This window comes from Stutzerimonas chloritidismutans AW-1 (assembly GCF_000495915.1).
Classification (GTDB): Bacteria; Pseudomonadota; Gammaproteobacteria; order Pseudomonadales; family Pseudomonadaceae; genus Stutzerimonas; species Stutzerimonas chloritidismutans.
The window spans coordinates 28617-54929 of record NZ_AOFQ01000005.1; the positions used below are offsets into that span (position 1 = coordinate 28617).

25 protein-coding genes are annotated in these 26313 nt (G+C 64.2%); 1 reads left to right on the plus strand and 24 read right to left on the minus strand.

The window, feature by feature from the left end; all coding sequences use genetic code 11:
* The first annotated feature begins 130 nt into the window (after window positions 1–130).
* Window positions 131–505: a DUF3742 family protein gene (locus tag F753_RS26805; protein ID WP_023443874.1), complete on the plus strand. Its 375-nt coding sequence runs from the start codon at window positions 131–133 to the stop codon at window positions 503–505.
* A 19-nt stretch (window positions 506–524) separates the two neighbouring features.
* Here the strand turns inward: F753_RS26805 and F753_RS26810 are convergent, their stop codons facing one another.
* The 24 genes from F753_RS26810 to F753_RS26925 all read right to left on the minus strand — a co-directional run bounded on the left by F753_RS26810 (window position 525) and on the right by F753_RS26925 (window position 26244).
* Window positions 525–2048, minus strand: coding sequence for a conjugal transfer protein TraG N-terminal domain-containing protein (locus F753_RS26810; protein WP_023443875.1), 1524 nt, complete (start codon window positions 2046–2048; stop codon window positions 525–527).
* A 15-nt stretch (window positions 2049–2063) separates the two neighbouring features.
* Entirely contained in the window at window positions 2064–2417 is a 354-nt protein-coding gene (locus F753_RS26815) for a hypothetical protein (RefSeq protein ID WP_003292115.1), read from the minus strand.
* Window positions 2414–3820 (minus strand): integrating conjugative element protein, encoded by a 1407-nt coding sequence (locus tag F753_RS26820; RefSeq protein ID WP_013721901.1) that lies wholly within the window; start codon window positions 3818–3820, stop codon window positions 2414–2416. The genes F753_RS26815 and F753_RS26820 overlap by 4 nt, the downstream gene beginning before the upstream one ends.
* 10 nt (window positions 3821–3830) lie before the next feature.
* Entirely contained in the window at window positions 3831–4775 is a 945-nt protein-coding gene (locus F753_RS26825; RefSeq protein ID WP_023443876.1) for a TIGR03756 family integrating conjugative element protein, read from the minus strand.
* Window positions 4772–5215, minus strand: coding sequence for a TIGR03757 family integrating conjugative element protein (locus F753_RS26830; RefSeq protein WP_016446147.1), 444 nt, complete (start codon window positions 5213–5215; stop codon window positions 4772–4774). Before F753_RS26830 ends, F753_RS26825 begins: the two co-directional genes overlap by 4 nt.
* 143 nt (window positions 5216–5358) lie before the next feature.
* The gene (locus tag F753_RS26835; RefSeq protein ID WP_013721898.1) at window positions 5359–5877 is read right to left on the minus strand and encodes a hypothetical protein; all 519 of its coding nucleotides are present in this window, start codon (window positions 5875–5877) and stop codon (window positions 5359–5361) included.
* Between the two features lie 149 nt (window positions 5878–6026).
* Window positions 6027–8990, minus strand: a complete 2964-nt coding sequence (locus tag F753_RS26840) for an HsdM family class I SAM-dependent methyltransferase (RefSeq protein ID WP_023443877.1) — start codon at window positions 8988–8990, stop codon at window positions 6027–6029.
* Window positions 8987–9463 carry a MerR family transcriptional regulator gene (locus tag F753_RS26845; RefSeq protein WP_016446149.1) on the minus strand — a complete coding sequence of 159 codons (477 nt, stop codon included), beginning with the start codon at window positions 9461–9463 and terminating at the stop codon, window positions 8987–8989. Before F753_RS26845 ends, F753_RS26840 begins: the two co-directional genes overlap by 4 nt.
* Window positions 9464–9653: 190 nt before the next feature.
* Window positions 9654–10148 (minus strand): RadC family protein, encoded by a 495-nt coding sequence (gene radC, locus F753_RS26850; protein WP_023443878.1) that lies wholly within the window; start codon window positions 10146–10148, stop codon window positions 9654–9656.
* Window positions 10149–10343: 195 nt separating this feature from the next.
* A complete protein-coding gene (locus tag F753_RS26855) occupies window positions 10344–11087 on the minus strand; it encodes a DsbA family protein (RefSeq protein ID WP_023443879.1) in 744 nt (247 codons plus the stop codon).
* Between the two features lie 13 nt (window positions 11088–11100).
* The gene (locus F753_RS26860) at window positions 11101–13989 is read right to left on the minus strand and encodes a conjugative transfer ATPase (RefSeq protein WP_023443880.1); all 2889 of its coding nucleotides are present in this window, start codon (window positions 13987–13989) and stop codon (window positions 11101–11103) included.
* On the minus strand, window positions 13989–14423 hold the full coding sequence (locus F753_RS26865; RefSeq protein WP_023094193.1) for a TIGR03751 family conjugal transfer lipoprotein: 435 nt from the start codon (window positions 14421–14423) through the stop codon (window positions 13989–13991). Before F753_RS26865 ends, F753_RS26860 begins: the two co-directional genes overlap by 1 nt.
* Window positions 14404–15837 (minus strand): TIGR03752 family integrating conjugative element protein, encoded by a 1434-nt coding sequence (locus F753_RS26870; RefSeq protein ID WP_023443881.1) that lies wholly within the window; start codon window positions 15835–15837, stop codon window positions 14404–14406. The genes F753_RS26865 and F753_RS26870 overlap by 20 nt, the downstream gene beginning before the upstream one ends.
* Entirely contained in the window at window positions 15827–16741 is a 915-nt protein-coding gene (locus F753_RS26875) for a TIGR03749 family integrating conjugative element protein (protein WP_023443882.1), read from the minus strand. The genes F753_RS26870 and F753_RS26875 overlap by 11 nt, the downstream gene beginning before the upstream one ends.
* Window positions 16738–17430, minus strand: a complete 693-nt coding sequence (locus F753_RS26880) for a PFL_4703 family integrating conjugative element protein (RefSeq protein WP_023443883.1) — start codon at window positions 17428–17430, stop codon at window positions 16738–16740. The genes F753_RS26875 and F753_RS26880 overlap by 4 nt, the downstream gene beginning before the upstream one ends.
* The gene (locus F753_RS26885) at window positions 17427–17837 is read right to left on the minus strand and encodes a TIGR03750 family conjugal transfer protein (protein ID WP_023443884.1); all 411 of its coding nucleotides are present in this window, start codon (window positions 17835–17837) and stop codon (window positions 17427–17429) included. The genes F753_RS26880 and F753_RS26885 overlap by 4 nt, the downstream gene beginning before the upstream one ends.
* A 12-nt stretch (window positions 17838–17849) precedes the next feature.
* Window positions 17850–18218: a TIGR03745 family integrating conjugative element membrane protein gene (locus F753_RS26890; RefSeq protein ID WP_023443885.1), complete on the minus strand. Its 369-nt coding sequence runs from the start codon at window positions 18216–18218 to the stop codon at window positions 17850–17852.
* A 22-nt stretch (window positions 18219–18240) separates the two neighbouring features.
* Window positions 18241–18480 carry a TIGR03758 family integrating conjugative element protein gene (locus F753_RS26895; RefSeq protein ID WP_023443886.1) on the minus strand — a complete coding sequence of 80 codons (240 nt, stop codon included), beginning with the start codon at window positions 18478–18480 and terminating at the stop codon, window positions 18241–18243.
* Entirely contained in the window at window positions 18477–18842 is a 366-nt protein-coding gene (locus tag F753_RS26900) for an integrative conjugative element protein, RAQPRD family (protein WP_023443887.1), read from the minus strand. The genes F753_RS26895 and F753_RS26900 overlap by 4 nt, the downstream gene beginning before the upstream one ends.
* A 195-nt stretch (window positions 18843–19037) precedes the next feature.
* The gene (locus F753_RS26905) at window positions 19038–19493 is read right to left on the minus strand and encodes a hypothetical protein (RefSeq protein WP_023443888.1); all 456 of its coding nucleotides are present in this window, start codon (window positions 19491–19493) and stop codon (window positions 19038–19040) included.
* Between the two features lie 75 nt (window positions 19494–19568).
* Window positions 19569–20732: a Wadjet anti-phage system protein JetD domain-containing protein gene (locus F753_RS26910; RefSeq protein ID WP_023094198.1), complete on the minus strand. Its 1164-nt coding sequence runs from the start codon at window positions 20730–20732 to the stop codon at window positions 19569–19571.
* Entirely contained in the window at window positions 20719–24093 is a 3375-nt protein-coding gene (locus tag F753_RS26915) for an ATP-binding protein (protein WP_023443889.1), read from the minus strand. Before F753_RS26915 ends, F753_RS26910 begins: the two co-directional genes overlap by 14 nt.
* Window positions 24090–24797 carry a DUF4194 domain-containing protein gene (locus F753_RS26920; RefSeq protein WP_023094200.1) on the minus strand — a complete coding sequence of 236 codons (708 nt, stop codon included), beginning with the start codon at window positions 24795–24797 and terminating at the stop codon, window positions 24090–24092. Before F753_RS26920 ends, F753_RS26915 begins: the two co-directional genes overlap by 4 nt.
* The gene (locus tag F753_RS26925; RefSeq protein WP_017462912.1) at window positions 24784–26244 is read right to left on the minus strand and encodes a DUF3375 domain-containing protein; all 1461 of its coding nucleotides are present in this window, start codon (window positions 26242–26244) and stop codon (window positions 24784–24786) included. Before F753_RS26925 ends, F753_RS26920 begins: the two co-directional genes overlap by 14 nt.
* Window positions 26245–26313 lie beyond the last annotated feature (69 nt).

Here is a 26313-nt window from a genome sequence, read left to right on the forward strand (position 1 = left end):
CTAATCGCCCTGCGACCCGAGCCAACCCGGCTCTGCCGGCCGCAACCCGCCCTCCTGATCGCGGTCTATGCTGCAGGGCAGGCCACGACCGGCCGCTCCGCGAGGTGAGGCACCACTGAAGCCGAGGCATATGAGCATGACCACCAACACGCACAACGGGCGCTGGAGCCACCGGCTGGGCCGGGGGGCTGGCCGTGCCTGGCGTGGATACCTGCGCCGCGAGCAGCGTGTCGCCGGCTGGCTGGTGACGCGCGGGGTGCCCGCGGGCGCGGCGACGGCGGTGCTCTGGATCGTGAAGCTCGCCGTGCTCGGTGCGCTGCTCTACTCCGCGTTCTGGCTGGCGCTGCTGCTGGCCTTTGCAGGGATCGCTGCCTGGATGGTACGCAACGTCGATGCCGACGAAAGCAGTGACGATGACGAGCCTCAGTGGCGAAACGGCTTGGACGGATACGGTCTCTACCGGGGAGAGGTACGCATCGACGGCGGCAGCGCGGACGACGAGTAGCGAATCGCCACTCTCGGCGCTACTTTGCCTTCGCTGCTTTGATTGCAAGGTCAGCGCCTTTGCCTCCCGCAGACTTGGCGCCATCGGTGGCTGCTGAGAGCATCTGCGAAATGTTGCCTACGCGGACACCAACCCAGGCGAGCGCAGCTACCCAAAAAGCCGGCAGCACGATGAACATCATCGCCATGACGAAGTTGAGCAGCATGTCGCCAAAGGCGTTGTTCAAGCCGATCAGCGGATCGAAGTTCGTGTGCGGCCTGTCCGCGCCAAACCCCCAACCGTAGAGCGCATCCAGGATCGTGCTGTCGATCCAGCGTGCGAGCTGGAACCAGAAGTCCACGAAGAACAGCGCGAACTGGACGCAGCTCACCGTCACCACCGTCTTCAGGTCGTAGGTGCCGATCAGCAGCACCAGTGGGATGCAGATGACGAGCGCCATCTTGAGCATGGTCAGCACCATCGGCAGCGCCTGGCGCACCACGTCCATCGCCGGAAAAAAGCCCAGCGAGCCGACGGTCAGCCCCAGGTCGCTCGCGCCGCGCGTGACGACGTTCGGCAGCGTCTTGTCGATCTGGCCGCCGTAGTCGGTGTAGACGGCGCCCTGGTTCATCTTCTGCTGCCTCGGTGAGACCACGGCGCGGATCACCGAGTCATTGACCTCGCTCTGCGACAGGAATCCCACCCAGCGCCCGATGCGGGTCAGCAGGTCCGGGTCGACCTGTGCCATCAGCCGGCTGCGCAGTCCCTGGCCGCCATCGGCCCACCACTGCCGGCAGGATGGATAGCCGCCGCCGCTGCCCACCTGTGCCAGCCCCGCATCGCGGGTCGCGTCGTAGGGCCAGGCCGTGCGTGGGGTCTTGGCGCGATAGGTGTCATAGAAGCCGGGCGTGTCGAGGAAGTAACTCGATCCGATCCAGGTGACGTCGTTCATCTGCTCGTCGGAGAGCGTCGGCCGGTTCATGAACAGCTTGGCGCGCGACGGCCCGTAGCAGTCGTGCGTGAAGTCGGCGACCTCCTGTGCCAGCACCGGATCGTCGATGCGCGTGGCATCCACATCCATGCGAATCTGACGCAGGTCCGTGCCGCAGGGAATCGCCGCCACCGCGGCGCCCGTCACGGCTTTCGACAGCGCGTGCATGAAGAACCACCACACCGGCACCAGCGCGCTCTGGTCGTTGAGCGCCGTGTAGACGTTGGACCAGCCCGTGTCGTTGGGCAGCGGGACACTGACCTGGCATTGCGCGGAGCGCGTGGTGTCGAACCTGATCGTGGCGAGATCCACCGGGATGAACGGGATGCCGGCGAACATGATGACCACGATCGCCACCCACACCCGGTTCTCGATGCGCATCGACGACAGCACGCCCTTGTTGCCCTCGTCCGCACCTTCGCTGCGGGCCTTGAGCCATTCCTGGATCACGATGGCCACGAACGGCAGCGCGAACACGCCGCTGGCCACGAGGATGCTCCAGATGCCGTTGTTGACCACCCAAGCCACCAGGGTCAGGTAATACTCCAAGTAGTCCGTGGTGTAGAGCGTCATGCCTGCCTCCCGGTCTCAGCCGTGCCGCAGCAGCTGGCTGGCTTCCAGCGCGACCACGGCGATGACGGCCGCGATCTCCGTGCGCAGCAGGCGCTGATGCGTCTCGCGGGACGGCTCCCGCCGCAACAGGCGCCGACGCATCCACCACCAGCCGTAAGCCGTCGCTCCGTAGAGGCACAGACGCCACACGAAGAAGTGGCCGGCGTGCGCCTGCAGCCAGTGCTGCCAGCCCTCGACGCCGCCGACCACGTGGATGCCGGCGATGTTCACCGCCACCGCGGCGGCGACCACCAGCAAGGTCCACAGCAGCGCCACGCCGACGCGGCGGTTGAACAGCCATGGCAGCCGCAGCCAGGCGAGCCGGCTCATGGCGTACCGCTCCGCGGCTTCTGGACTTCCCGCAGACGGTCGCGCGTGGTGTCGCCCTCGAAGACGCCGCGCGAGCCGGCAGCGCGGGTACTGTGGCGCTGGATGATCGCCATCGCCGAGTTGCCGGCCAGCGTGCGGCGCAGCTCCAGCTCGGTCTTGAGGTTGTTGATCTCCTGCTCCAGCGCGCTGTTCTCCTGGTCCACCGCCTGCACGGCGAGCTCGTTGGCGGCGACGTTCGGCTCCTTCTTGCCGGTCAGCAACGTGCGTTGCAGCAGCAGGGCCTTCTCCAGCACGCTGGACAGCGCCGCCTCCGACGCGAGGCGCCGGCCCAGCACGTCCTGGTCGGGCTCGTCACGCAGGGCCTCGATCACGCCGCGGGTGATCGGCAGCGAGCTGCTGCCGGCCGCGTCGAGATTGGCCAGTGTCGTCGGCCGGGCGCCCGTCACCAGTTCCTGCAACACCTGCAGCTTGGTCTCGTACTCTTCCTGGATCACTGGCGTGAGCCCGACGCCAGGCGTGGTCTGGGTCTTCGTGCAGTTTTCGCAGGTGCGTTGCTCGCGTTCGCCCAGCACGCGGTTCGCAAAGGCCGCGGCCGCGCCAGGCGACGACCAGGTCTGGCAGGTCAGGCGGTTGCCGCAGGCGCTGCGCGCGATCGACGAGGTATCGGTGGCGCTGCGCCCGTTGAGCAGGTTGTAGCCCGCGCGCGTCACGTCGCCGACCACCTTGATCGAACTCTGGCCGGAGCCGCCCGCGTTGCCGCCGCCGACCCAGGGCACGCCGTTGTTCCCCTTGTTGGACTCGGCCTGCTCGATGGCGGAGACGGCATCGGTGCTGCTGACCGCATCCCGCAGCGCCATCCCTTCGGCGAGCTGGTCCCAGCCGGCCTGGCCGCCGGCCATGTCCGCCATGCGATTGGCGATGGCCCGGCAGGTCATCTTCGAGCGGTCGAAATCCAGGCGCGCCTGGAGGATGCCGTTGGTGAGCAGGTTGTACAGGCCCGGGTCGGCGCGCTGGATGATGAGCGCCGGGAGTGACGCCACCGCGGCAGTGGCGTTCTGGATCACGTTGCTCATGATCGTCTGGAAGCCGTTGGTGATGCCGTTGAGCTGGTTCTGCAGCGTCGTGGTGATGCTCATGTCGCCGCAGATCAGGTTGCTGTTCCAGCCGACGCCGACGCCGATGCTCTGCATGTTGCCGGCACCTCCCATCGACACGGCCCGGCCGCCGCCGATGCTGTAGAGCACGTCGTCGCCGATCACGCTGCCGCTGACGTTCACGCCATTGGGGTCGATGCGGGTCTGCGCCCAGGCGACGCCGACGACCAGCGTGATGGCCGCCACGAGCAGCGTGGCCCGCAGGGGCGACTTCGCGCGGTGCAGGAAGTCAGGGAGGGAGGCGTTCATCGTGGGTTCCTCACATGAAATCGACGCTGCCGAGGAAGACCTGGCCACGGCGCCGGCAGCAGGAGTACGGCCGCCACAAGGCCCAGGCGTAGTCGCCCTGCTGGGCCTGCACGCGGGTGCGGCTGTGCGGGAAGACCACGCAACTGTTCGAGAGCGTGGGCGTCAGCTCCTGCCACTTGCCCGTCGAGGCGTCGGTCTCCATCAGCGCGCCGGCCGGCCAGTAGCCGTCGCGGGCGTTGGCCAGCAGGGGCTGATACACGTGAATCTGGTTGCGGCGCGTCACGATGTCGCCCGCGCGCTGCGCGACCACGGCGCCGCTCTTGTGGTCGTCGGTCTGGTGCAGGAAGCCACCGCGGGGATACACGTTGCCCCAGAGGTTCAGGCCGGTGCGCGTACCGATTTCGCGCCGGCCGGGGATGAGCGCTTCGGGGTAGAACGCTTCCGGGATGTTGTAGCGCCAGGCGATCGTGTCGAGCGTGCTCAGCAGATACGGCATGAAGGCCGTGCCAGCGCCTTCGCAGGTGTAGCCGGAGGCGCTGGCGAACTGGCTGAACACCAGCCCGGCCGGATGGCCGATGACATCGGCGTTCTTGAACTTGGCGAAGTTGTTCTCGTTGTCGTGATTGGTCGTGCCGTCACCGCCAGCCTTGGCGGTCGGGTTGGGCATGCTCATCGCCCTGACTTCCTGCCACGGGTTTTCTCCGGTGTTCGAGTAGCTCGACACCACCGCATCGGGGACGTAGTGGCGCACCTTGACGGAAGTGCGAACCGAGCAGCCGAAGGGCGTGCAGTACAGCCAGTAGCAGATACCGACCACGCGGTATTCGAGGCAGTCGGGGGACAGCGCCGACGAGACGATGGTGGCGGTGTCCAGGGCGAACGTCGACGTGGCCGTGCTCAGCAGCAGCGAGGCGACGGTGGCGCGCAGGCGCCGGGATGCCAGCAGGAGGCTCATGGCTGCGTGCTCCGGTAGGCGTTGATGCGCGCGACGGCGCGGGGCACGTCGGGCTCGCCGTAGACCACGTAGCGTCGATCGACCACCACGGCGGGAATCTTGGCGATGCCCAGTCCCCAGGCATCCGCGACACCTTGGTAGGCGTGGCCGATGCGGCGTTGAAGGGCCTCGCCGCCGTCATGCAACCGCTGCCGCACCAGGGCTGCAGCCTGTTGCGGGTCGGCCGGTAGGTGCGCGGCGAGTTCGACCTCGATGCGCGTGGCCTGGTCCAGCTCGATGATCCGCACGCCGGCTGGAGCCTGCACCGGATGACGGCTGTCGGTGACGACGAGCACGTCGGCTGCTGCAGTCTGGGTAAACATGAACAGCACTGCCCACAGTCCGGGCGCAATGCTGATGGTCGGCAGCCGGGGCGAAGCCTTGAAGACGGGGGCCGGCATATCGGGCGTCCTTGGAGTCGATCAAAGTCACAGTCGACTTCAAGTGCCGATCTAGCGCGACAAAGAAACCGCATCCGGCCCCTGCCGGTTTCATACCCTATGCCGTTGTGAGCGTTGTGATTGCCTCCTGTCGGAGGCGGAGATCAGGTGCGGGACGCTGAGGTGCCCGCGAACCCAAGAAACGCATGCTGTAAGCGAATCGGCATCGACGGCTTGGAGCGTGCGTGTAGGCTCTGCCAAGTCCCGTCACTGATGTCGCTCGGGGCGAGGCGATCTACCGAGCGCGAAACTCTTCTCAAGTAAGCGTTGACGCCATCCGCGGATTCCGAAGGAACGCCGGCAAGAACGTACCCCACCATGAAGCCGATAGCATGGTTCTCGCCGTACTTCTCCTGGATGAATCGATCCATGCCCTCGACGACGTACTCTCGACACAAGTGAGTGTCCGACCCGGCGATTCGTTTGCATTCGATGATCGCGTGCGGATCATGCTCCTGCGTGCGCAAGAAAATTTCGACGAACGCCAGCGGGATGTCGGTACGTCCGTCTGGCAGCATCACGTTGCTTTTAGATCGCGATTCCGTGCCAGGCAGCACCATGATCTGCTTCCACGGGGAGTTCTTCAGCGCAATGCGCATCCCGTCCCGCAGGCGCTCGGTCATGATTACCTCTCCAGCGTTGGCATTCACGTCCTCGGCTGCGCATGCTCGCTGCCAACCTGCGGCCAGTGTCAGCAGAATGACCGCCACAACCTCGGGCTCAAGTTCAATGAACTCTCTGCCCAGTGCAGGAGGTGTCTCATAGGGGATCCTCAAACTTTGCCCCCTGAAAAGCTCTCCGCGACCACTGCATCGGCATCTTCCAGTGCCGCTATGCCCATCCAGTAGCGCCGCGCTGCTGGCTTGATGATCACGACTTCGTTGCGTCCGTGTACTCGCAATTCCCGCTCTGCACTGAGCGCGGTCGCAATCTTGACTTTCAGGCGCCTGCCGATACGTGCCAGTACTTCACCCAATTCGCCTTGTGGTGCCACGACGCTCACGCTCGCATTACCCGGCCCCTCTTCCAAGACAAAGCGCACGACGCGCAAGGCCGAACTGCTTGGCAAGTCGAGCACTTCGGCGCGCATGTGCCGCTTATTGCGAACGGAAAGCCAATCCTCGATAACGGACAGGAACGTCTTGGCATACGCCGTGACCTCAGTACGACTGTCCGATGGCTCCACGGATGATTCGCGGCCGGTTTCCCATTGCCACCCGGCGCGAAGGAGGCCGTCTCGAATGACAGTTCGGTCGGCATCGTTCAGTTCGTACAGATCGAAGACAGCTTCGTCCAGTTCAGCCCATCCCCTCTCGTCGGTGCCGTTGGCGCGCAGATTCTTCTCAATCTGCAGCAGGCGCTGGCCAGCCTCAGATTTCACTGCGCTCGTGAAATTAGGCACCGGTAGGAAGCTGAGGTCGCGAGCCAGCAGCTTCCTCTTGTAGATTCCAAACTCTGCAGCGGTCAGATAGAAGAACCATGTCGCAAAAGCAGAACTCAACACGGTGGCAAGCAAATGTGCCGTCCGCGTGTGCCCTCTCGGAAGAGACACTGCGAAGTATGAGTTCGTGAAGACGAGATCCCGCTCGGAGACGGCCGCCAAGACGCGTGGACTCCCCAGAAGCATTTCCTTCACGATGAGAAGCGGGGCTTGATATATCTCCCGCGATCGTGGCCATTGTGCCTTCGATTGGCTGAAAGTCGGCAAATCATCGGGAATGTTGAAGTGCTGCATGTCTTTGACTTGCAGTACATCCAATCCTTTTAGCGGGCGAGCATCGCGCGTCTGATTCTCTGGGGCCCCGCGAATCAATCCAACCTGGAAGGTAGTGTCGAGTAATGAGAGTTGCTCGCCCAGATTTCTGTGGGCCGAAGTCAAGTCATCCAGCAATAGGAGGTCACGGCGCCGGCCAACGGCTGCTGCCTTGAGCTTCAACGGCTGTTCTTGGATTTCGTCGAGTGTCAAAGTGATGACGTCACTCGGCGCCACCTCGAACGAATGAGTCCTTGCACCGCTGGGCGTCCACGGGATCTGAACGACCGTGACCTGATCCGTTCGCTGCTTCGGTCGATGACGGGCAAAGAGAACCACTGCGGGCATGGCCGCTGTCGCGAAGAGCCAACTGCACAAATTGGACAGATTTACCAAGGTGATCGGAGCCACGGCTCGCATCACATGCTGAGCTGCTGCCATGCCGGTGCCGCTGCGGCTGAAGAACGGCATCGCGCTAAGAATGATGCCGAAACGGGTCTTCTCATGTGAGAACTCCGCCGCTCGCAACACGAAATCCAAGCCTTCACCGCGCGGTTGCGCAGGTACGCCCGCAACCCTGGTCTTGCGCCGCGCTTCGGTTCCTGTCTGCCCCCTAAAGCTCCAAGGGGGATTGCCCACGATAAGGTCGAACTGCTTCAGCCCTGTCGGCGTCGCCAGCACGGCCTTGCCATCTCCATCACGTTCGACAGTACGAGCGTCACCGACGAGCAATGTCCTGCCGATCAATGGCTGGAACTTCAGGGACTGCGGTGGTTGCGGGTCAGGGTCCAGCTCAAGCGCAGCCAGGTACAGGCTGAACGCAGCGACGCGAATCGCGGCTTCGCTAATGTCTACGCCATACACCTGCCCGTAGAGCGTCGAGCGGATCAGCTCCCTCGTGGGCGGCTGACCTTGCGAGCGAAGATGAACCAAGCGCCGCAGCGCTTCGACCAGGAAGACACCGGAGCCGCACGTCAAATCCAGCACCGACTCCCGTCCAGATAGACCATCCATGACCTCATCGAGGACCAGCGAGACGACGGACAGTCGCGTGTAGTGCACGCCGTTTCGCAACGCTTCTGTGCGCTTTCCTCCAGTCTGCGGCTCAGCATGTGCAAACTGCTCGTAGATCGAGCTGATGAGCTCGACCGGAATCACGTCGAACTGGTAGGGGAAGAAGCTGAGTTGCCCGCTTTCAGGATCGACAGCCTCCAGGAACTCCGCAACCCGCGTCAAATGGTGAGCTGCTGGTGTCGTTTTCACCGACGAGGGCGGAAACATATCGCCGTTGAAGGCCTGGGCCAGCCATGCGAACAGCTTGCTGGTCGCTGGCCGGTCGCGCAGGATCGCCGGCAACGCCGTGCGGCCGCATACCCGCTTCAACCGCGCCGCACTGACGATCTCGCGGTCAATCAGGTACTGGGTGAAGATCACGCGCCCAATCAAGGCCTGCGCCGCATCGCGCGCGAGATTGCCTGCGACCAAATCGCGTTCGAGACATCCAAGGTCAGACAGGAGCTTCTGATCGACGCTGGTCTTGCGATCGATGGCCGGCACCTGGGCCCAGAATTGGCCCGTCTCGATCGCCAGTCGGCCGGCCAACTCGTCCAGTTCATGAAGCGAAGCTTCGATGTTCTCGAAACGCCGAATCAAATGTCTCTGGGCATCGCCTTCTTTCGCGGGTGTGCCGAAACCGTTGTACAGGTCGATACGCTGCGGCGAGATCACCCACAGCAACGGCGCGAACCCCTCGTTCCAGACCTCTCGTCGCCACTGGCTGACCAGATCGTCTGCAGGCGCGCTTTGCTCAAACTTGAAGTAGACGGTCAACGACGACGCGCTGCGCCACAATGCGTCCGGAACAAAAACGCGGCCGTGGCGCGAGGACTGCGCCTCGGCCCCCAACCGAAGACCGGGCGCGGGTTGCCCGTCCGGCAGGTAGCCGGTTGCGGCGAGCACCTGTTCCAGCGTGGCAGTGTTCACGCCCTACTCCGGATAGCTTCGGGTGGAAACGGCAACGCTGCCTGGCTCGGCGTCGGGACGATCGGCAGCATGTGCTGCTGAAGCCGCATGATCAACGGATCGAGCGGGATGACGAGAGTCGGTTGCGTCGGCGCCGGTCCAATCCCCTCGGGGCCGATATCGCACAGGGTCGCCGAAGTGGCCGTCACGAACGCCACGGACCCATTCAGCGCCAATGCGCTACTCGTGCCCAGCAACCGAAAGAGCGCGTCAACGCCGACGCTGACGGTGGCGATGTGCACTCCCAACGAGCTGACCAACTCATTGGTAACGGCCAAGCCTAGGAGATCCGCGAAGGTGAATCGGGCAGCCTTCCCGGTCTTGGACGCCAAGTAGGGCACGGTCTTGCGCCAATGCCGCACCGTTTCGACGGACACGCCGGTTAGCGTGCGCATCTGGTCCTGAGTGTACTGGATGGCGGTGACGGCAGACATTCGCGTTGCTGGCAACTAGAAAATATGCAGATTCTGCCATGTAAATGTGTGCTTCTCAACAGGTAAAGGCCGGTTCAGCCGCCTATCCCACAAGCCTTCCAAGCTTCCGAAAGTCGCGACCATCAGAGCGCATCGCGAACGTGTGGATAGGGGCAAGACGCAAGGCGCCCCCGGAAGGGGCGCCTGCGGACTACAACAAGCCGGCTTCGGCGAACGAGTACGGGCTGCCCTTGCCGACGATGAAGTGATCCAGCACCCGGACATCGACGGTGGCCAGGGCGCTCTTCAGCCGCTCGGTGATCGCACGATCGGCGGCCGAGGGCTCGGTGTTCCCCGAGGGATGCTGATGCGCCAGGATCAGCGCCGAAGCGTTGAGCGCCAGCGCACGTTGGACCACCACCCTCGGATACACCGAAGTCTGGTCGACCGTGCCCTTGAACAGCGGCTCAAAGGCGAGCACCTGGTGCTGGTTGTCGAGAAACACGACGGCGAAGATTTCGTTCGGCTCCGCGACCAGTTTCAGGCGCAGGTAGTCGCGCACGGCGGCGGGACTGCCCAGCGCCGGACCGGCCTTGAACACGCGGTTCTCCAGCAGGGTGATGGCCTGCTGGATGATCCAGTCTTCGTGCTGGGCGGCGATCAGGGTGAGCGACTCCGGGCGGGAGTCGGCGATGGCAAGAGACATGGCGAACCTCCAATGGATGAGATCGGAGGGCGCCTGCCCCAGGAGGGCAAACCCTCCTGGGGACGATGGGGATGGAACGGGTGACGAGCGGGCATCCACCACCGCGGATGCGGTGGCTGTTCGCGTCAAGGGATGCGATGCGAACGGGTTTCGATCAACGCGGACGAGCCGCGCCGCAGCCTTGAAGATCGATGGCTACCTGGGCATGTCACCGGCGACGCCGGCGGGCATGTCTGGGGAATGGGCGGGTTCGGCTGCGGTCGTGCTGCCGGCGGCAAGCAGGTCGATGGCCGACAGCAAGGCATCGCCTTCGACGGGGCCGTGCAGCAGGAGGGTCTTGCCGGACTCGCGGTCGCGCAGTTGCAGAGCCGGCGTGGCCGCGATGCCCTGCTGTGCTGCTTCCGCCGCCTGGGCACGGATGACCGCATCGGGGCGATCGCTGTCGAGACAACCCTGCATGGCTGGCGTGAGGTCGGGATAGCGCAGGCCCTCCGGCAGGCCCTGGCCGTCGCCACGGGTGTTCGAGTAGAGCCATGCCACGGCCTGCCAGAACGAGGCATGTCCGCCCGTCTCGCCCGCGCACTCGGCCAGGCGTGCCCCAGCAGTCGCGGCCGGCTCGTGCATGGACAGCGGCAGGTGGTGCCACTGCCAGTTCACCTCGGGATGGGCGTCGATCCAGCGCTTGAGCGCGGGGAAGTAGGCCCGGCAGTACGGACACTCCAGGTCGGCGTACCCGACCACCGTGAAGCGCGCATCGGTACGGCCATACAGCCAGGGCGGGCCGGCCGGTTTCGACGCTTCGGACCCGGCGGCGGCCAGGGGCATGGACTCGGTTGCCGGATGCGGCACGCGCAGCAGCATCCACGAGGCAACCGCAATCGTCGCCACGATCAGCAGACCGATCCGGGGATGACGGCGGGCGGATGAAGGCATGCGCATCGTGTCGCTCCCGTCAGGCCAGCGTGTCCAGCGCCAGGGGTTCGATGCCCCGCGCACGGTCGATCTTCTCGGCCACGCGGAAGGCGGCATCCAGCTCGCTGATGCCGTGCTGCTGCATCAACTGGAAGCGTTCGGCCTTCTCCTCGGGCTCGGTCATCGCCATCGCCAGGTAGAGGCTGGGCGGCACGGCGCGAAACAGCACTTCCATCGACTTGGACAGGATGACGCCCTCGCTGAACTTGCCGGCCTCCTTGCGGGCCGAGAGCATCAGCGCCTTCTGCGAAGCGTTGAGTTCGCGGAAGCGCGCGATCTTCTCGACTTCATCGGGCGGCATCGACAGGCAGATCCACCACTCGATCATGTTGAGCATGGGCTCGGCCGCTTTCGGCAGGTCGTCCAGGTTCTGCGTGGCGAGCCAGAACCAGGCGCCGAGCTTGCGCCACATCTTGGTGATCTTGACCACGTAGGGCGCGAGCAGTGGGTTCTTGGTGATGATGTGGCCTTCGTCCGTCACGTTGATGATCGGGCGGCCCAGGAACTGGTCGCGCTCGGCGATGTTGTTGACGGTGTTGATGAGCGAGATGTAGGCAATCGAGAGTTGGGCGTTGTAGCCCTCGCGCGCGAAGGTGGCCAGGTCCACGATGGTGATGTCCGCCTCGGGCCACGGTGTGCCAGACCGGTCGAACATCTCGCCGTCCACACCCTGGCAGAACATGTCCATGGCGTCGGCCATCTCCAGCAGCCGTGCGCGCCGCATCTCCGGCAGCGTGGCGTCGCGGGCGCGCTCGCGCAGCGCGTCGCGCACATCGCGCGTGAGCACCGTGCGTTCGTCAGCCACGCAATGCTGGGCCGCATCGAGAATGCACTGGCGGATCAGGCTGCGGTCGGCGCGCGTCATGCGCGCTTCCTCCTTGTCCTCGCCGCCGGTGATCATCAGTCGTGCAGTGATCTCCAGCTCGCCGAGCACGTCGCGCTGCTCATCGCCTTCCACGACCATGCCGGCATCGGTCTGGTCTTCGTCGAGCGCATCGGCGTCCAGCGTCTGTACCTGGCTCGGCGTATCGACCAGGCGCCAGGCGTCGGCGAACGGCGCCAGACTGACGCCCGCGCCGGGCGCGAGCTTCACCCGATGCACGGTGAGGCCCAGCCGTGCCGCGAAGTCGCCGAACAGGCCGAAGCTGTTGCCAGCCTCGACGATGAACAAGCGCGGCCGATAGATCGCCGTCACCTGATTCAGGATGTTGTTGAGCGTCGCGCTCTTGCCCGAACCCGTGGGGCCGAACAGGAACAGGTGCGCGTTCATCTGCCGGTCGAGGCGGTTCAACGGATCGAAGGTGATCGGGCCCCCGCCGCGGTTGAAGAACGTGATGCCCGGATGCCCCGTGCCCTGGCTGCGGCCCCAGACCGGCGCCAGGTTCGCCGCGTGTTGCGCGAACATGAGCTGGGTGTACCACTGGCGCTTGTCGGCCGCCGGATCGAACACGCACGGCAGCCAGCGCAGATAGCTGTTCAGCGGCGCCACCTCGTCCTCTTCGCGTACCGGTTGCAGACCGGCGTTGAGCATCACGTTGACGAGCTGCAGGCCGCGCGCATCGAGCTGGGCCAGGTCGCGGCCGCGCAGGTAGAACGCCAGCGTGCCGCGGTAGAGCTTGTGCGCGCTGCCGATCAGGCCGCGCGCCTGCTGCACGTCCTGCCGGGTCTGCTCCGAGGCCAGGGTCTCGCCGACGGCCTTCCTGGCGAGGTGGTTGAGGTGCGCCTCCAGCACGTCCTGGGGCGTGGCGACCAGCGTCAGGCACATCACCGTGTCCTCGGGCATCTGGTCGAACAGCGCGTTCATGGCATCGCCGCCCTTGCGCGTCTCGCCCGTCAGATGGCCCGTCACGGGTGGCGTGCGCAGGCGATCCATCACGATCACCCGATGCGGCATGCCGTCGAAGAACCACAGGCCGTTGGGCACGTCCGAACGTGGCTGGCCGAAGAACAGGCGCTGCGCGAAGTCGGTGCCGCTGGCGAGTTCGATCTCGCCCTCCTCCCGCTCTTCCGGGTAGCGGGTCAGCGCGTAGAAGCGTTCCCGATCTTCGGCAGTGGCGCCGAGCAAAGTCGGATTCGGGTTGAACCAGCGCAGCAGCCAGGCGTGGATGTCCGCCGCGCCGAGACGCCGGGCTTTCACGCCGGCATTCGCCAGCCCGCCGACGAGGCGGTCGCAGATCGTCGTCAGCGCCTGCTCGGGCGACTGGCCGCGCCGCGAAGCCGGGGCCGCGGACGTGCGGCGGTAGACCACCATGCGCACGCGCCGGACCTGACCGCGCCACGGCAGGCGCGTCACCGTGGTGTCCTCGAACAAGCCACCCGGCTTGGCGATGGCCCGCAGATGATGGGCGAAGAAGCGCAGGTAGAAGTCGCTGAACGCACTGCCCTGCGCACGCGGCTGCAGATAGTTCGCCAGGGAGCGCAGATAGTTGTCCCAGTCGGCCTCGTCCTGGGCGTAGAGCTGCACCACCCAGGGGTTGTCGTCCAACTCGTCGAAGGAGTCCTGCAGGGCGTTCTCCAGCGCATCGCGCGCCTGCCATAGCCAGGCCATCTCGCGGCCCTCGGTGCCGACCGGCGCCAGCTCGAAGAAGGCCGCCACCGACTGGCCATCTTCCAGCAACATGCACTTGCTGCCGGGCAGGTACTCGACCCAGGGCAGCAAGTCCGCGAACGACGGCGCGACGCCATAGAGCGCATCGTGGTCGGCCTGGGTGGCCGGCCTGCGCCGGCCCCGGCCGAGCGCGCTGCCCGGCTCGGCGACACCCTGTGCCACCAAGGCCGCCACGTGCCGTGCCCAGGCATCATCGATCGCATCCACGGCGTCAGCAGGCGATGCGTCGCCCTTGCGTGACCACGACAGCGACCAGGCCATCAGTAGTCCTCCACGCGCTCGCCCGGCATCGCGTACTGCACGCGCTGGTAGAGCGGGAACACCGTGCTGTAGCCGGGCACCGGAACCGGGTCGGTGCCCGCCAGGTGCGGGAACACGTACATCACCAGGTCGGGGTTCGGCAGGCGGTGGAACTGGCGGTAAATCTCGTTCTGCGCGGTGCGGGTGTAGCGCGCCTGCACGCCGGGCGCCGCCTGCACATCGGCCTCGGCCAGCGGCCGGCGCAGGCCCTGGCGCGCATCGAGCAGTTGCCGCGCGGCCTGGCCGCCGCCCGCGCTGCCGCCGGTCTCCCGATGCCAGATGTCGAGCATGGTGCTGTCGCCGTGCGGCAGCAGCTTCTCCTTGCTGGTAGCGCAGCCGCCGAGCAGGGTGGCCGCCAGCAGCACGGCGGCCGCGTCAATCCAGATCCGAGGCATGGGCTTCTCCGGTGCGGTGGTGAACCCGACGCCCCTTGGCGTCGTAGTCGATGTCGAGCGGCTGCTCCAGATGCACGGCCACCTTGGCGCCGGGCTGCACGTAGACCGCCGCGAAGGCCTGGCCGTAGAGCTTGTTGACCCAATCGGCCATGTCGCGCACGCCGCCCGCGAGGATGCGGCCCATCGCTTCGTTGCCGCTGATGCCGACGGTGCCCAGCGAGCCGTTGCTGTTGGCGACCACGGCCACGCTGCCGTTGTCGGACTTGATGAGCGAGGCCGCGCCGGCGCCGGCTGCGGTGATGAGCGCCTGGCTGCCCAGGTACTGCTGGGCGTTGCTGCGTCGCTCGCCGCTGACGCACGGAATGCCGTAGGGGTCGCTGATCCAGCCCAGGCCGCCCTGGATGCTGGCGCCGTTGTGCCCCGAGTTGCCGCTGTTGCTGCCGCCCTTGCTGCTGTCCTCCGGCACCGTGCGGATGGTGCCGTCCTGGAACACGAACGTGACCGAGCGGATTTGCCCGCGCACGCACGAGAGCGTCCAGTCGCCCGAGGCCGTGCCGCTGACCACGGCGCCGGCCACGTCGGGGATGTCGATGCCGTTGGCCGTGAGGTTGTCCAGGCCGATCAACACCTTGAACGGGTACGGGTCGTTGACGGTTCCGTCGATCGGCACGCGCCCGATCAGCGCCGTCATGGCAACCGACCCCATGAGCGTCGAGTTCGACGGCACGGTGTAGACCGCCTTCGTGGATGCGCCCACCGCGCGGCTGCCAACGTCGGCGACGGATTCCACTGCGGCCGACAGGCTTTTCTGGGCCGGCCCGAAGCTCAGGGGAAAGCTCGGCTCCTTGTTGCCATTCTTGGCGTCGACCTTGGCATCGTCGGGCTCGACCCACTGCGTGCCACTGGTGCTGCGGTTGAAGCGCTTGCTGTCACCCTCTTCCAGCCCCAGCCCGACGGGCAGGTCGGACGGGCCACCCTTGCCGGCAAGGCCGTCCAGTTGCCGCTGCAGATCCTGCAGCAGCCCCTGGGTCTGCTGCCTGTCGCTGGCCACCTGATTGCGCTCCTGCTCCAGGCGGTTGCGCTCGCCTTCCAGCGCGCTTTGGATGCGTTGGTCGATCGCGCTTTCCCGCGCACGCAGGCGCTCGTTCTCGGCCTTGTGCTGCTTGTTGTCGCCGAGCGCGCTCTGCAGCTCGGTGCGCAACTGCTTCACCTGGGCCACCAGCGTGGCGACGGTATCGCGCGGCGTGTCGCCTGCGATGCCCAGGGCTTTCATCTCCTCGGGCGTGAGCGTACTGGCCGCGCCCTTGGGGGCGGGCTGGCCGCCGGGGGCGCCGGAGAACAGTTTGACGCCGACGAACACCAGCAGCAGCGCCATCGGGATCAGCAGCCACTTGAGCAGCGGATTACTTTTCATCGCGCGCTCCTCCGGTCGAGCCGGCCGCGGCGGCCGGCGGCAGGTTCGCGGTGGCATCGATCGGGCTCAGCGCCGGCAGCAGCGACTCGGCCAGGCCGTGGCCGCGCGTGACCAGGTAGAGCACCGTGGTGTCGGACGGGGTGCCGGCCGGCCCCAGGTTCGGATGCTGGAAGGTCGCCGCCACGAAGTTCCCCTGCAGGGCGCGCGGGTCGAGGTCGAGCCAACGCGCGGCGGTGTTGGTGAGTCGCACGGCCGTCACCCACTGGTCTTCCAGGCGCCACGCGGCCAATGCCCGCGCGTGCACCGGCAGCGTCGGCAGCAAGGTGTCCAGCGCGAAGCCACGGCGCAGGTTCACGCGCCCGATGCCGGCGACTGGCTCGACGGTGCGCAGCGGCGCGTACAGGTTCTGTGCGGCATGGCGCGTCAGCACGACCGGTACCGGCGTTTCGCGCCGGGGAACGGGTTTGTCCGCGGGCGCATCGGCCCGCTCGTCCGCACCGCTTGCTGCACTGCCGCCGTAGCGCTTCGCGGGGGCTTCCGCTTCCACGATGCGCACCGGCTCCAGCGGCGCCTGGCCGTCCTTCGCCGGCTCGGCGGCGATGTCGAGCAGGATCAGCGCGCCGGACTCCACGTCCTGCAGTTGCAGCCGCGTGGGCGGAATCGGCTCGCTCGCCCGCAGGTAGATCGCGCCGCCCGCACTCTGCACGCGCAGGTGATCGCCGACGCTGGCCGGCACGCCGACGCGCACATTGCGGTCGATGAAGACCACGCGCTCCTGGCCGACCACCAGCGGCACCGGCAGGGGCAGCCGCTCCCAGCGCAGGATTTCCACGGCCTGGCTGGCCGGCACGAAACCGAGGATCAGCAGGACGCCGGCCAGGGCCGACAAGGCAACGGGCTTCATGGGGAGTCTCCCTGCAGGTGGCCGGAGGCGTTGGCGGGCGCGCCGGCCTGGGTCGGCGTCGGCGGCGGTTCGATGCGCTGGGGTGCGCCGGCGTAGCAGTCCAGCGCCAGGCCGAAGGGGTTGCGCTCGGGGTCTATGTCCAGCCGGACGACCTTGATGGGGTAGCGCACCAGGGCGCGCTTGACCTGCTCGGAGCCGTAGTATTCGTCCGCGCTCACGTCGAGCGTGACGATCCAATCGCGGTCGGAGAGCACCTTGACGCGCGTGGCCGGATCATCGCCGTAGCCGCGACCGGGAATCTCGTAGATGCCGCGCACGCGTTGACGCAGCTCGCCACTGGCGCGCCGGTACTCGTAGTCCTGTTGCAGGAAGGCCCGGCAGCTCGGCGTCAGGTAGGCCGACAGCGCGCGCAGGTTGCGCGGGTAGTCTTCTTCGCCGTTCGTGGGCCAGCGCTGTACCTGCTGCCAGATGTAGAACGAGAAGGCGTACACACTCTCGGGCGGCACGTCCCACCACTTGCGCATGCTGCCCGAGCGCAGGTCCGGCGGCACATGGATGGTGAGACTCTTCGGCGCACTCCACCAACCGAAGCCGAGCAGCAGCGCCACCACGAACAACGCGCCGGCCCCCAGACGCAGCGTCTTCACGTGCGCCTGCAGGTGCGCAACCTCGTTCTTGAAACGGCTCATGGCGCACCTCGATCGGCATTGCGCCGGGTCGTCCAGTAGCCCGAGCGGGTGATGAGGCGCTGGCCGCCCAGTAGCGCCGCCAGCGCCGGGTGCCGCAATGCCAGCCGCCACTGGAGCTGCCGGTACAGCCAGGTGTCGGGCCGGCCGCGCTTCTGTGCGCGCAGGAAACCACCTCCGACGAAGACGCCCAGCGCGATGCCGGCGACGATCAGCGTGGGCACCATGGCGATGCTGTGCGTGAGCCAGGCCAGCGGCAGGCCGAGCGCGAACCCGGCTGCGGCCGACAGGCCGGCGCAGATCCACAACTCGTCGGCGGTCAGCCCGCGCACGACCACCGGCTGGCGGTTCAGCCGGTGCGGCAGGAAGGTCACCAGCGTGTCGCGCGGGGTCTCCGAAGGGACGGCCATCGCTTGCCGCCCTCACAGCACGCCGGTGGCCTTGGTGAGCAGCCAGATGCCGACCACCAGCAGGATCGCGCCCACGGCGACCGTCAGGCCGAACTGGCCCCAGGTGGCGCGGCCGGTGTGGATCTCCGAGTAGCGCGTGTAGGCGTGATAGCAGACACCGACGAACATCGAGGCGACCACGAGCAGCGCGATCAGCAGCACGATGTCGTAGCCGTAGTTCTGCAAGGTCTGCAGGATGCCGCTGCCTTGGCCGCGCGAAGGGTCCTCCATGGTCGGCAGGCCCTGCGCGAAGGCCGACAGCGGCAGGCCCGCGAGCGCCAGCGGTAGCAGCAGTGCGGCGATGCGGGACGGAATGCGATGGGATGTCGATGACGTGTTCATGGCGTTTGGCCTTTCGTGACGGTCAGGAGAGGAGGAAGAAGGTCAGCACCAGGTAAATCGCCACGAAGCGCACGACGACGGCGAGAAACTGACGCTCGGTGATGCGGTGCTCGGCCCAGCCGACGTAGGCGGTGCGCATGGCCCACACGCCCCACAGCAGCAACACGGCGAACACGAAAGCGAGCACCACGGCAGAGACGGCCGAAGGCGCGAAGCCGCCGTTGGCCTGGAAGGCGGCGACCTGATCGGCAGAGGGCGTCATGGCGATGGCTCGTCGTCGTCGTCGTCGGCGCGGTCACGGCGGACGTAATCGCCGGCCAGCGGGACGGGATCGCGCGGCTGGGCGCGCTGGGGCACGAGGTAGTCCTGCAGGCCGGCGCGAACGCGCTTCAGGTCTGAGCGCAGTCGGGCGTAGTCGAAGTGATAGCGGGCGCGTTCCTGCGGAGCGGTACTGGCGGCGTGCTCGGCGAGGCGGTCGATCAGATTGAGCTGGCGGGCGAGCGCGGCGATCTGCTCACGCTCCGGAGTGTCCTCGGCAATGGCGGGTTGCAGGGCCGAGAGCGACACGGCCAGCAGCACGGCCAGCGAAGGCCAGGCGGATGCGCGGCGGTTGGTCTGTCCCATCGTGCCATTCCCAAGTGAAGCGAATGGCCTTGATGCTGTGTCCCTTGCTCGGCTCGCGCCGCAATCAAACGGAACCGGTGGTCAACCGTATTTCAGAAGTGTTGCTTGATCTGCTAGCCAACGCTCTATCTACTGTCACGTAGCAGGGCAAGCAATCCCTCCTTACCCGCTTCGACCATCAAACTATTTCCTTGCTCAGTCGCTAGCCCACAACCGCTCGTCATCCTGGGTCGCCGCCCAGAAGTCATCGAACAGCGCCAGCTTCGCCTCGTCCTTGGAGGCATAGGTCTTTGCACTGAAACGGCTGTCGATCCGATATCCCCATCGCTTTGTCTTCGTCGGATGCACGCCGAGGTTATGGCCGTCGACATTCAGAAAGCTGTTGCCCTTGGCGGAGACCCGCCACTTGCGCTGTAGCCATCGAGTGCGTCGGACGGCGCGGTTGCGCAGCTTGGCCTCACGCCGCTTCGGCCCCTCGTAGTCGCCGCTCATCTTCTCGGCGCAGACGCACCCGACTTCGAAATTCTCGTCCAGATCCGGGTGCTCCATGATGTGGACGTAGCGGATCTTCTCGTTGCCGGACATCTGGCAGGTCGCGTAATCGGTTTCGTCTGCCGGCTCGCCGTCGGCCCGCAGATCGACGACATCCACGCAGTGCCATCCCTTGTGGGGCACGCCCGGCTGGTCCCATCGATTTCCATTCACGACTGACCTCCCGATCCAGGGTCATCGAATACTTGCCTGTATGGCATTCCACGCCACATCCCAGCGTATCCGCTCCTGTTCGAGGCGGACTTGTTGACCCCAGGCATTTCCCTTGATCGACTGATAGAGCTTTTGTTCGGTACTTTTGAGTAGTGGGAGTTCTGTGGAAGAGTGCTGGTCTTTCTCTTCGACCCATAAATCACGATGACTCATCAGCGTTGACTCATCCATAAGCACAGTCTTCAGGCTAGGGATGTATGTTCTGGCTCGATTAAGAATGGAAAAGCCATGCGTATCAATGTCACCCCAGTAGATACATTGCGCCTGTTGTAGCCATGGAAGCTGTCCCAAAACGTCAACCGCGTAACCCAATCGCATGATCACAACCGCCCCTGGCAGGTCATCAAAGGCAAGTCCGGTTTGAAGGTTCTCAACAACGAAGACATTCTTTGGTCGTATGCCAATGCTTGCCACCTCCTCACAAGGAGCAGAGATATCGCCAAGACCGCCCAAACGGGCTCTCAGCTCTGGGTCTAGAACGCGCATGCGCATTAACTGCGGCTGTGCCCTCAAACCGCAGCGTCTAAAAAAGTCGCGCTCTCCTGTCGGGTCACCCTGGAGCGTCGCAACCAAGTCAGAGATGAGGCCCTTTCTAGAATCCAGCCACTTGCTGTCGGCCCCGGCAACCGGAATTTGTCGTGGGTAGAGATTCGATTTCGGATTGAGACTGATCCAATCCAGCATCTCTGCCAGCCGACTAAAATCGGCATCGCCGTAGTCAGCGAGGACATCAAAATATCTCGGCAACTGCTGCGCCAGTACCGGCCAGCGAGCAGTGAGCGTCTGATAGCGAGACTGGGCACGCACCCACCGTGCGGATTCCCCAATCCACAGGGCAACATCTTCAGGGCCTCGTAACGCCAGTTTCTCAGGCAGTCGCTGGACGCCAAGCGCTTTCCACCGGCGCTCACACCAGGACAGGGTGCCGACTCCTTGCCAGCCTTGCCATGCACTCACCCAAGCGCGAACGCCGTCGACTTGCCTTAGCGCAGCCTGTTCCGTCGGTATGCCGAGCGGAACTTCCAGCGGCCATTGGCTCTCGCCAGCATCACCGATCAACCACTCGCGGTGTTTGCTCTGAAAGCGACGGGCAAGAAACTGCCAAACATCTTCAGGAAGCTTCAACGCTAGCCTCCTCTCGAGCGTGCTCCGGCAGCTTCAACCGCTGGCGGTCACCGTCGTACTCGATCAACAGGACGCCTGACACCCGCCGGTCGCTGATATCTACGAAGCAGGCGCCACCGATGAATGGTTCGAGGGTCATGACGGACTTCAGCGGCGTAGCGACCACCATTTGAAATCCGAAATTGGTAAAGATGTTCATCGCCAAAGCGGTGAACTCGTTGTCGGCCTTGTCGAAGGCTTCATCAAGCACGACGGGCGCATACATCGGCACGCCGTGGTCGTTCCCTCCCAGCTGATACCGCAGGGCTGCGGCCAAGCACGTGGTGGCCAGCTTCTGCCGTTGACCGCCTGATTTGCCAGCACCGCTGCGGTAAATTTCGACCTCCACGCCGCTTTCATCAATCTCCCGTCCGATAAACTCAACATGCTGTCGAACGTCGAGCACAGTCTCGCGCCAGCGTTTCTGCTCGGGGTCCTGACTGGCGAGTCGATCAACAAGTCGCCGCAGGGCCAGGAACCGCGCCTCGGCAAACTCGCGATCCTCCGTCCACGCATGGCTAAGTGCCTGCTGGATCTCCTGCTTGAACTCCTTGACGTCGACAAGCTGCCGGTCACTGGCGTCGATGTGGAGATAGGTACGTTGATTGGCGCTTTGGTTGAACGGCACCTGGCCAAGACTGTCGTTGACCAGATCCATCCGCTCTAGGATGGCTTTGCGCGCATCGTTCAGGTAGGTGGACAGTGCCGCCAGATTCTGGTGGCTTTGGTTCTGCAGCAGTTCGAAGAATCGCTGCTCATAGGCGGGCAGGCCATCCGTTTCCAGTCGAACCAACTTGGCGAAAAAGTCCGCTGCGCTGGCTAGGCTCGTGTCCATGTCCACAGCATCCATTGGCCACTGCCGTTTGAAATCGGCAAAGCGTGCTTCAATTTCCTTCTCGCAATCGCCGATCTCATCTTTGATCTCACCGATTTCTGTGTTGAGCCCTCTCTCAACAGCGGTTGCTACCTTGTCGAGGCTTTCGAGCCTGATCGCGTCTGACTGCTTGGTGAATCGTTCGTCGAGCCCCTTGATCTGGTGGGGAGTCAATGGAACTCTGGAAGCATCTTGAAGGAGCGATTCAAGCTTCTGCGTGCTGTCGTTGATCTGCTTGAGAACTGAGTCATGCGCGACCTTGGCTTCTCGGAGGTCCTTGTCTGCTTGATCAACCAAGTTCTTTTGCTTGTCGATCCGCTCACTGATTTGCAGTAGGGCTGTATTGCCCTCCCGCGCTTCGCGAATCTGTTGTTCGATGGTGGAAATGCGGTCAAGCAACGGTACTACATCAATTTCCTGCCACTGGAGATTCACCAAGGTTTGGCACTGAATCGCTCGGGTCGCACGATTCTTGTCTTGGTCGGCGAGGGTTTCGATTTCTCCCCCGAGGCGCGTAATCGTCGCAGCCAGCTCCTGGGCCTGTGCTTGAAAGAGCCCAAGCTTCTCGCGGTTATCGAACCCGAGCACCCAGTTTCGTCGGTCGCCGACACTTCTCCGGTCGTCTTTCTCGTGCCGGGTTTTGCTGTGCTTGACCTGGCCCTCACGGGTGATGGCTCGATCAGCGCTCCTGAACGACTGAATGGAGTCGACGCACGCGTAATCGAATCGTTGCCGTAGCTCGGCCTGCAGCCAATCGGCATACGTACCCTCCTTGACGTTCAGCTTCAGGACGAGCGAGTTAGCGCCGATGGGCTTCGCCTGCCAGGTCTCCGAGCGGCCAGTTCGGTAGTACACCAGACGCTGCCCAAGATGGGTGTTGTTGATGTAATTGGCCAGCGCCGAATACTGGCGTTCGTCCACCAAGAGTGAGAGCGCAAATCCGTGCAGTACGCGCTCGATGGCACCTTGCCACTCGGCCTCGTCAGACTTCACCTCAATGAGTTCGCCGACGAAGGGCAGAGCCGATTCTGATATCCCAATAGCTGCGGCGATGTCTCGGCGCATTTCGAGCATATCGGCAGGAATGCTCGATGGCTGGCGCTGGAGTGCCTGCACCTCCTTCACCGCTTGCGAAAATGCCGTCTCAGCGTCTTTCTTTTGACCTGCCAAGCGGAACTGTTCTTCGCGGTTCTCGTTGCTGCGCTGCTCCCAGTTTTCGACTTCCTGCCGCGCGTTTCCCAACAGTTCAGCGAAGGCCTGAGGCGAATCCGGGAGGCTCCAGCCAAGCTTCTTGCACGCATCTTCAGCCTGGCCGCGTTTGCGCAGGCGATCCGTGCGCTGGCCCTCCAGACCAGATTTCTCTGCTTCCCATTGCTCGATCTGATCACCGCCTGCTTCACGGTGCTGTCGCTCCAGATTGCGCAAGGTTGTGGTGTGGTTATCCAGGATGCTCTGACGTCGACTTACTTCACCTTCCGAGCCGCTGGCTTGCACCTCCAGGGACTCGACATGCTGCTTGAGGAGTTCAATGCGGCGGGTTTCGCGGTAGCCATCAACGCCCAGCCGAAGCTCATCCAGCCCATTGCGTTGCAGCATCAACGAATCTCTGCGCTGATACTGCTCCCGCGCTGGCGCGAGCGTTTGAACCTGCTCGCGAGCTGTCACTACCGCCTGGTGGGCAGCATTGAGTTCACCAAATTCGCTGACCAAGCGATCCGCCACCTCGAAGGTCTCGGGCTTGTCGAGCATGAAGTCGCGCAGGAAGGTATTGAGGTCGCCGAGATTCTTGGCCGACTGGGTTTTGTGCAGCAAACGCAACGCCATTTCGCTCTCGATACCGAGCAGGCGGCAGAATCGTTCGCAATAGGGACGAAACTCGTCGCGAGCGAACGCCTCGGGGAAAGACTGCTTGAGCTTTCGGATGTCGAAGTTGGATTGACCGAAGTCCTCCAGCTCGCGCAGGTCAAAGGCCCGCTCCAGGACAAGGTAGTGGCGTTTGACGTCGGTGCTTCCATTCGCATTGCCGCGAAGCCAGAACACCTGAACCAGCACCACAGACTGGCCCAATGCGTTCTGGTAGGTCAGTGCCAGGGCAGACCACGTTGTCCCCGAGCGCAAGTAGCGGGTGGCGATCTCACCCGACTCTCCATCCTTCTGTTCGGCCCATGCCCCACGTACGTAGGTGACGAGGTTTCGGTCACGGCCACTGCGGTCAGCCTCCCGCGCGGCAGCGTTGAAGTCAATCCAGCGAGGTGGCACCAGCAACGCCGAAAAAGCGTCGAGAAGCGTCGATTTCCCAGCCCCTGATCGACCGACAAACAGAAAGCCTCGTTCGCTGATCGGTATGTCATGCAGGTCAGAAAAAGTGCCCCAGTTGTAAACCTGCAGGCGAGTCATCCGGAATTGCTCCCGGGCGAACAAGGACGCGGTTTGGGGTTCCGAGATCATTGGTCGGCCTCCTCATCGGACTCAGTCTGAGCCAGTTGCGCTGGCGTCTCACCGGCGGCCATGCGCTGATACAAGTGGGTCAGGGCTTGTATTTCTTCTGCAGAGAAGAGGAGCTTCAGCGTTGGCGAAATCTCGAAACGATCTTCACTCGAGCGAATTTTCTGGAGGATGCTGTGCTTCTTGATCTTCTCGATGGATGCATGAACACGTTTCACGAACCCTGCGCGGTCGGTGTTGGAGGCACGCTCATAGAGGGTAAGAAACTCCATGATCTCGTCAGTCGACACCACGGCACGATCGCCCTGCGAGTCCGCTTGGGTCAATCGCTGGCGAAGGTGAAGCAGCAGAATGGAGTCAATGAAGGTCAGCTGCGCGCGACGCAGCAGGAGTGGCACTTCAAGGTCGCCGGTATCAGCCTGACGGGTGAAGGCAACTTGTACGTCCCGGTCGATGACCAGTTCGAGAAACAGTTCGGCAAGGCGCCGACGTATCACCGCTTCGTCTCGCACCAATATCGGCCAGAGCTTTGGATGTCGACGTCCGTCGAGCGAAGGTCCCGCAAGTAGCTGCACCAGGGCGCGCCGGGTATCCAGCGCCAACTCGCCGCTGTCACCCATGAAAAGGGTGTTAGCAGATGCCTGCGAAGCATCTGGCGCTTGTGCTTCGGCTGGCATTGCCGCTTCGTCGTTCTCAGACCAGTTCATTGGCCCGCTCCCTCAAAAAGAAGATCTTTGGAATTCGGGCGCTACGACGCTCGTCGTCGCCTCCAACCCAGCCTACGGTTTCGCTATGGTCGGCTTTGAAACCATGCCGACTGCCCAATGCAAGCAGGCCGACGACGCTGCCCAAACCCTGTGCAGCGGGGAACTGCTCCAGCACGTCAGCGATGGATGCCTGGGACCGTTGCTCCAGGACCGCCAGCACGTTGGCCTTCAATGTTCGGAAGTCGATCTCGGACTGGGCGACCAGTTCGCTGACGGACTCCAGGTCGATTGGCGGGGCATCCCCTTCCGCCATTTGGCCGGGCAAAGCTTGTAGGGAGGGGTCGTACAGCACCCATTGAGACAAGGAGCGCAAACGGCTGCTCGTGAGCTCAAGCGTGTACTGGAGGGTTTCTGTGGCCCTGACTTCGTCCTTCAGGGCGAGTGCTGCTCGCTGAGCGTCTTTCAGAAGGTGATTGAGTCGGCGTTGCTCGAGGTATTCACGACTCTGGACGAAGTGCTTCAGGCTGCGCGCGAAGGTCTGGAGCACCTCGTGAACCATGCCGCCCTGCTCGAGAAGGGTCCGCGTCAGCCGAAGAAGGAATCGTCGCTCCTTGGCTTCGAGCTGCCCCACGAACTCCCGCGACATGACGCTATCAAGGGCCTGATCAAGCGTAGCGGCCTGTTCTGGGTCCGTAAGCAATCGCCAGAAAGCGGAGAAAGTCCTTCCGGCGTCGCTCTCTGAAATCAGGTCGATTCCGGCGAACAGTGAATCCAGCACATCCCCCCGATTGCCATCGTTGTCCATGATGCGTTCACGGAGATCTCGATTGAGCTGGTCGAACTGATCGCGGACGCGTCGGAAATCACCTGCAAGATCATCAGCCAACGTGATGATCTCCCGCGTGCGCTCCAGCGCCGTTGCGTGGGGCAGCACGCGCATCTGCCCCTTCTGGATGGCGTCTATCTCCTTATCGATGCGGGCTTGCTCGGCCATGAGCCGGTCTATGCGACGGAATTTGTCGGTGTCGGTGTCCTCGGCAAGCCGGGCTAGTGCCTCGATAACAAGCGTCAGGCGGCTTTCGGTTGCGGCTGAGTGCGGCTGCTCCAGGCCAGAGACAAATCGAATGGCTTCGACGGCGGCCGTGGAGAGTTCATATTCCTCCTCTGAAGCCCCAGCCGGGAAGCGTCGCTCCAGGTACCCATCGGCAAGCCAGCTGGCGACGTACGCTTGTGCCGTTTGGGGGAAGTCTTCGCCTTGGGCGCGTAGCTCTTCCAGATCTCTTGCGATTCGTTCGTGAAAAATGGAGGCAGGAAGACTTCGCTCACTCTCGTAAAGATGGGCCTGAAGCAGGCCAATGACGGTAGGTCCAGTGTTCGAGGCAAGCAGGCGCCACAGCGGCTGCGCCCGCATGCGCCGGTACGTCGCGATGGCTTTGTCTGCTTTCACTCCTGTGCTCCAAGTGCGCGTCTCGCCCGCCTTGTGGTTATCACAACACGACGCATACACGCATCAAAA

Coding starts and splice junctions, on each gene's coding strand:
- F753_RS26855 (WP_023443879.1), bottom strand. CDS start 11,087: ATGCGCATGCCTTCATCCGCCCGCCGTCATCCCCGGATCGGTCTGCTG.
- F753_RS26900 (WP_023443887.1), bottom strand. CDS start 18,842: ATGGGACAGACCAACCGCCGCGCATCCGCCTGGCCTTCGCTGGCCGTG.
- F753_RS26810 (WP_023443875.1), bottom strand. CDS start 2,048: ATGACGCTCTACACCACGGACTACTTGGAGTATTACCTGACCCTGGTG.
- F753_RS26875 (WP_023443882.1), bottom strand. CDS start 16,741: ATGAAGCCCGTTGCCTTGTCGGCCCTGGCCGGCGTCCTGCTGATCCTC.
- F753_RS26830 (WP_016446147.1), bottom strand. CDS start 5,215: ATGCCGGCCCCCGTCTTCAAGGCTTCGCCCCGGCTGCCGACCATCAGC.
- F753_RS26835 (WP_013721898.1), bottom strand. CDS start 5,877: ATGACCGAGCGCCTGCGGGACGGGATGCGCATTGCGCTGAAGAACTCC.
- F753_RS26895 (WP_023443886.1), bottom strand. CDS start 18,480: ATGACGCCCTCTGCCGATCAGGTCGCCGCCTTCCAGGCCAACGGCGGC.
- F753_RS26920 (WP_023094200.1), bottom strand. CDS start 24,797: ATGAACTGGTCTGAGAACGACGAAGCGGCAATGCCAGCCGAAGCACAA.
- F753_RS26890 (WP_023443885.1), bottom strand. CDS start 18,218: ATGAACACGTCATCGACATCCCATCGCATTCCGTCCCGCATCGCCGCA.
- F753_RS26870 (WP_023443881.1), bottom strand. CDS start 15,837: ATGAAAAGTAATCCGCTGCTCAAGTGGCTGCTGATCCCGATGGCGCTG.
- F753_RS26820 (WP_013721901.1), bottom strand. CDS start 3,820: ATGAACGCCTCCCTCCCTGACTTCCTGCACCGCGCGAAGTCGCCCCTG.
- F753_RS26865 (WP_023094193.1), bottom strand. CDS start 14,423: ATGCCTCGGATCTGGATTGACGCGGCCGCCGTGCTGCTGGCGGCCACC.
- F753_RS26805 (WP_023443874.1), top strand. CDS start 131: ATGAGCATGACCACCAACACGCACAACGGGCGCTGGAGCCACCGGCTG.
- F753_RS26885 (WP_023443884.1), bottom strand. CDS start 17,837: ATGGCCGTCCCTTCGGAGACCCCGCGCGACACGCTGGTGACCTTCCTG.
- F753_RS26825 (WP_023443876.1), bottom strand. CDS start 4,775: ATGAGCCTCCTGCTGGCATCCCGGCGCCTGCGCGCCACCGTCGCCTCG.
- F753_RS26860 (WP_023443880.1), bottom strand. CDS start 13,989: ATGGCCTGGTCGCTGTCGTGGTCACGCAAGGGCGACGCATCGCCTGCT.
- F753_RS26815 (WP_003292115.1), bottom strand. CDS start 2,417: ATGAGCCGGCTCGCCTGGCTGCGGCTGCCATGGCTGTTCAACCGCCGC.
- F753_RS26845 (WP_016446149.1), bottom strand. CDS start 9,463: ATGTCTGCCGTCACCGCCATCCAGTACACTCAGGACCAGATGCGCACG.
- F753_RS26880 (WP_023443883.1), bottom strand. CDS start 17,430: ATGAGCCGTTTCAAGAACGAGGTTGCGCACCTGCAGGCGCACGTGAAG.
- F753_RS26915 (WP_023443889.1), bottom strand. CDS start 24,093: ATGATCTCGGAACCCCAAACCGCGTCCTTGTTCGCCCGGGAGCAATTC.
- radC (WP_023443878.1), bottom strand. CDS start 10,148: ATGTCTCTTGCCATCGCCGACTCCCGCCCGGAGTCGCTCACCCTGATC.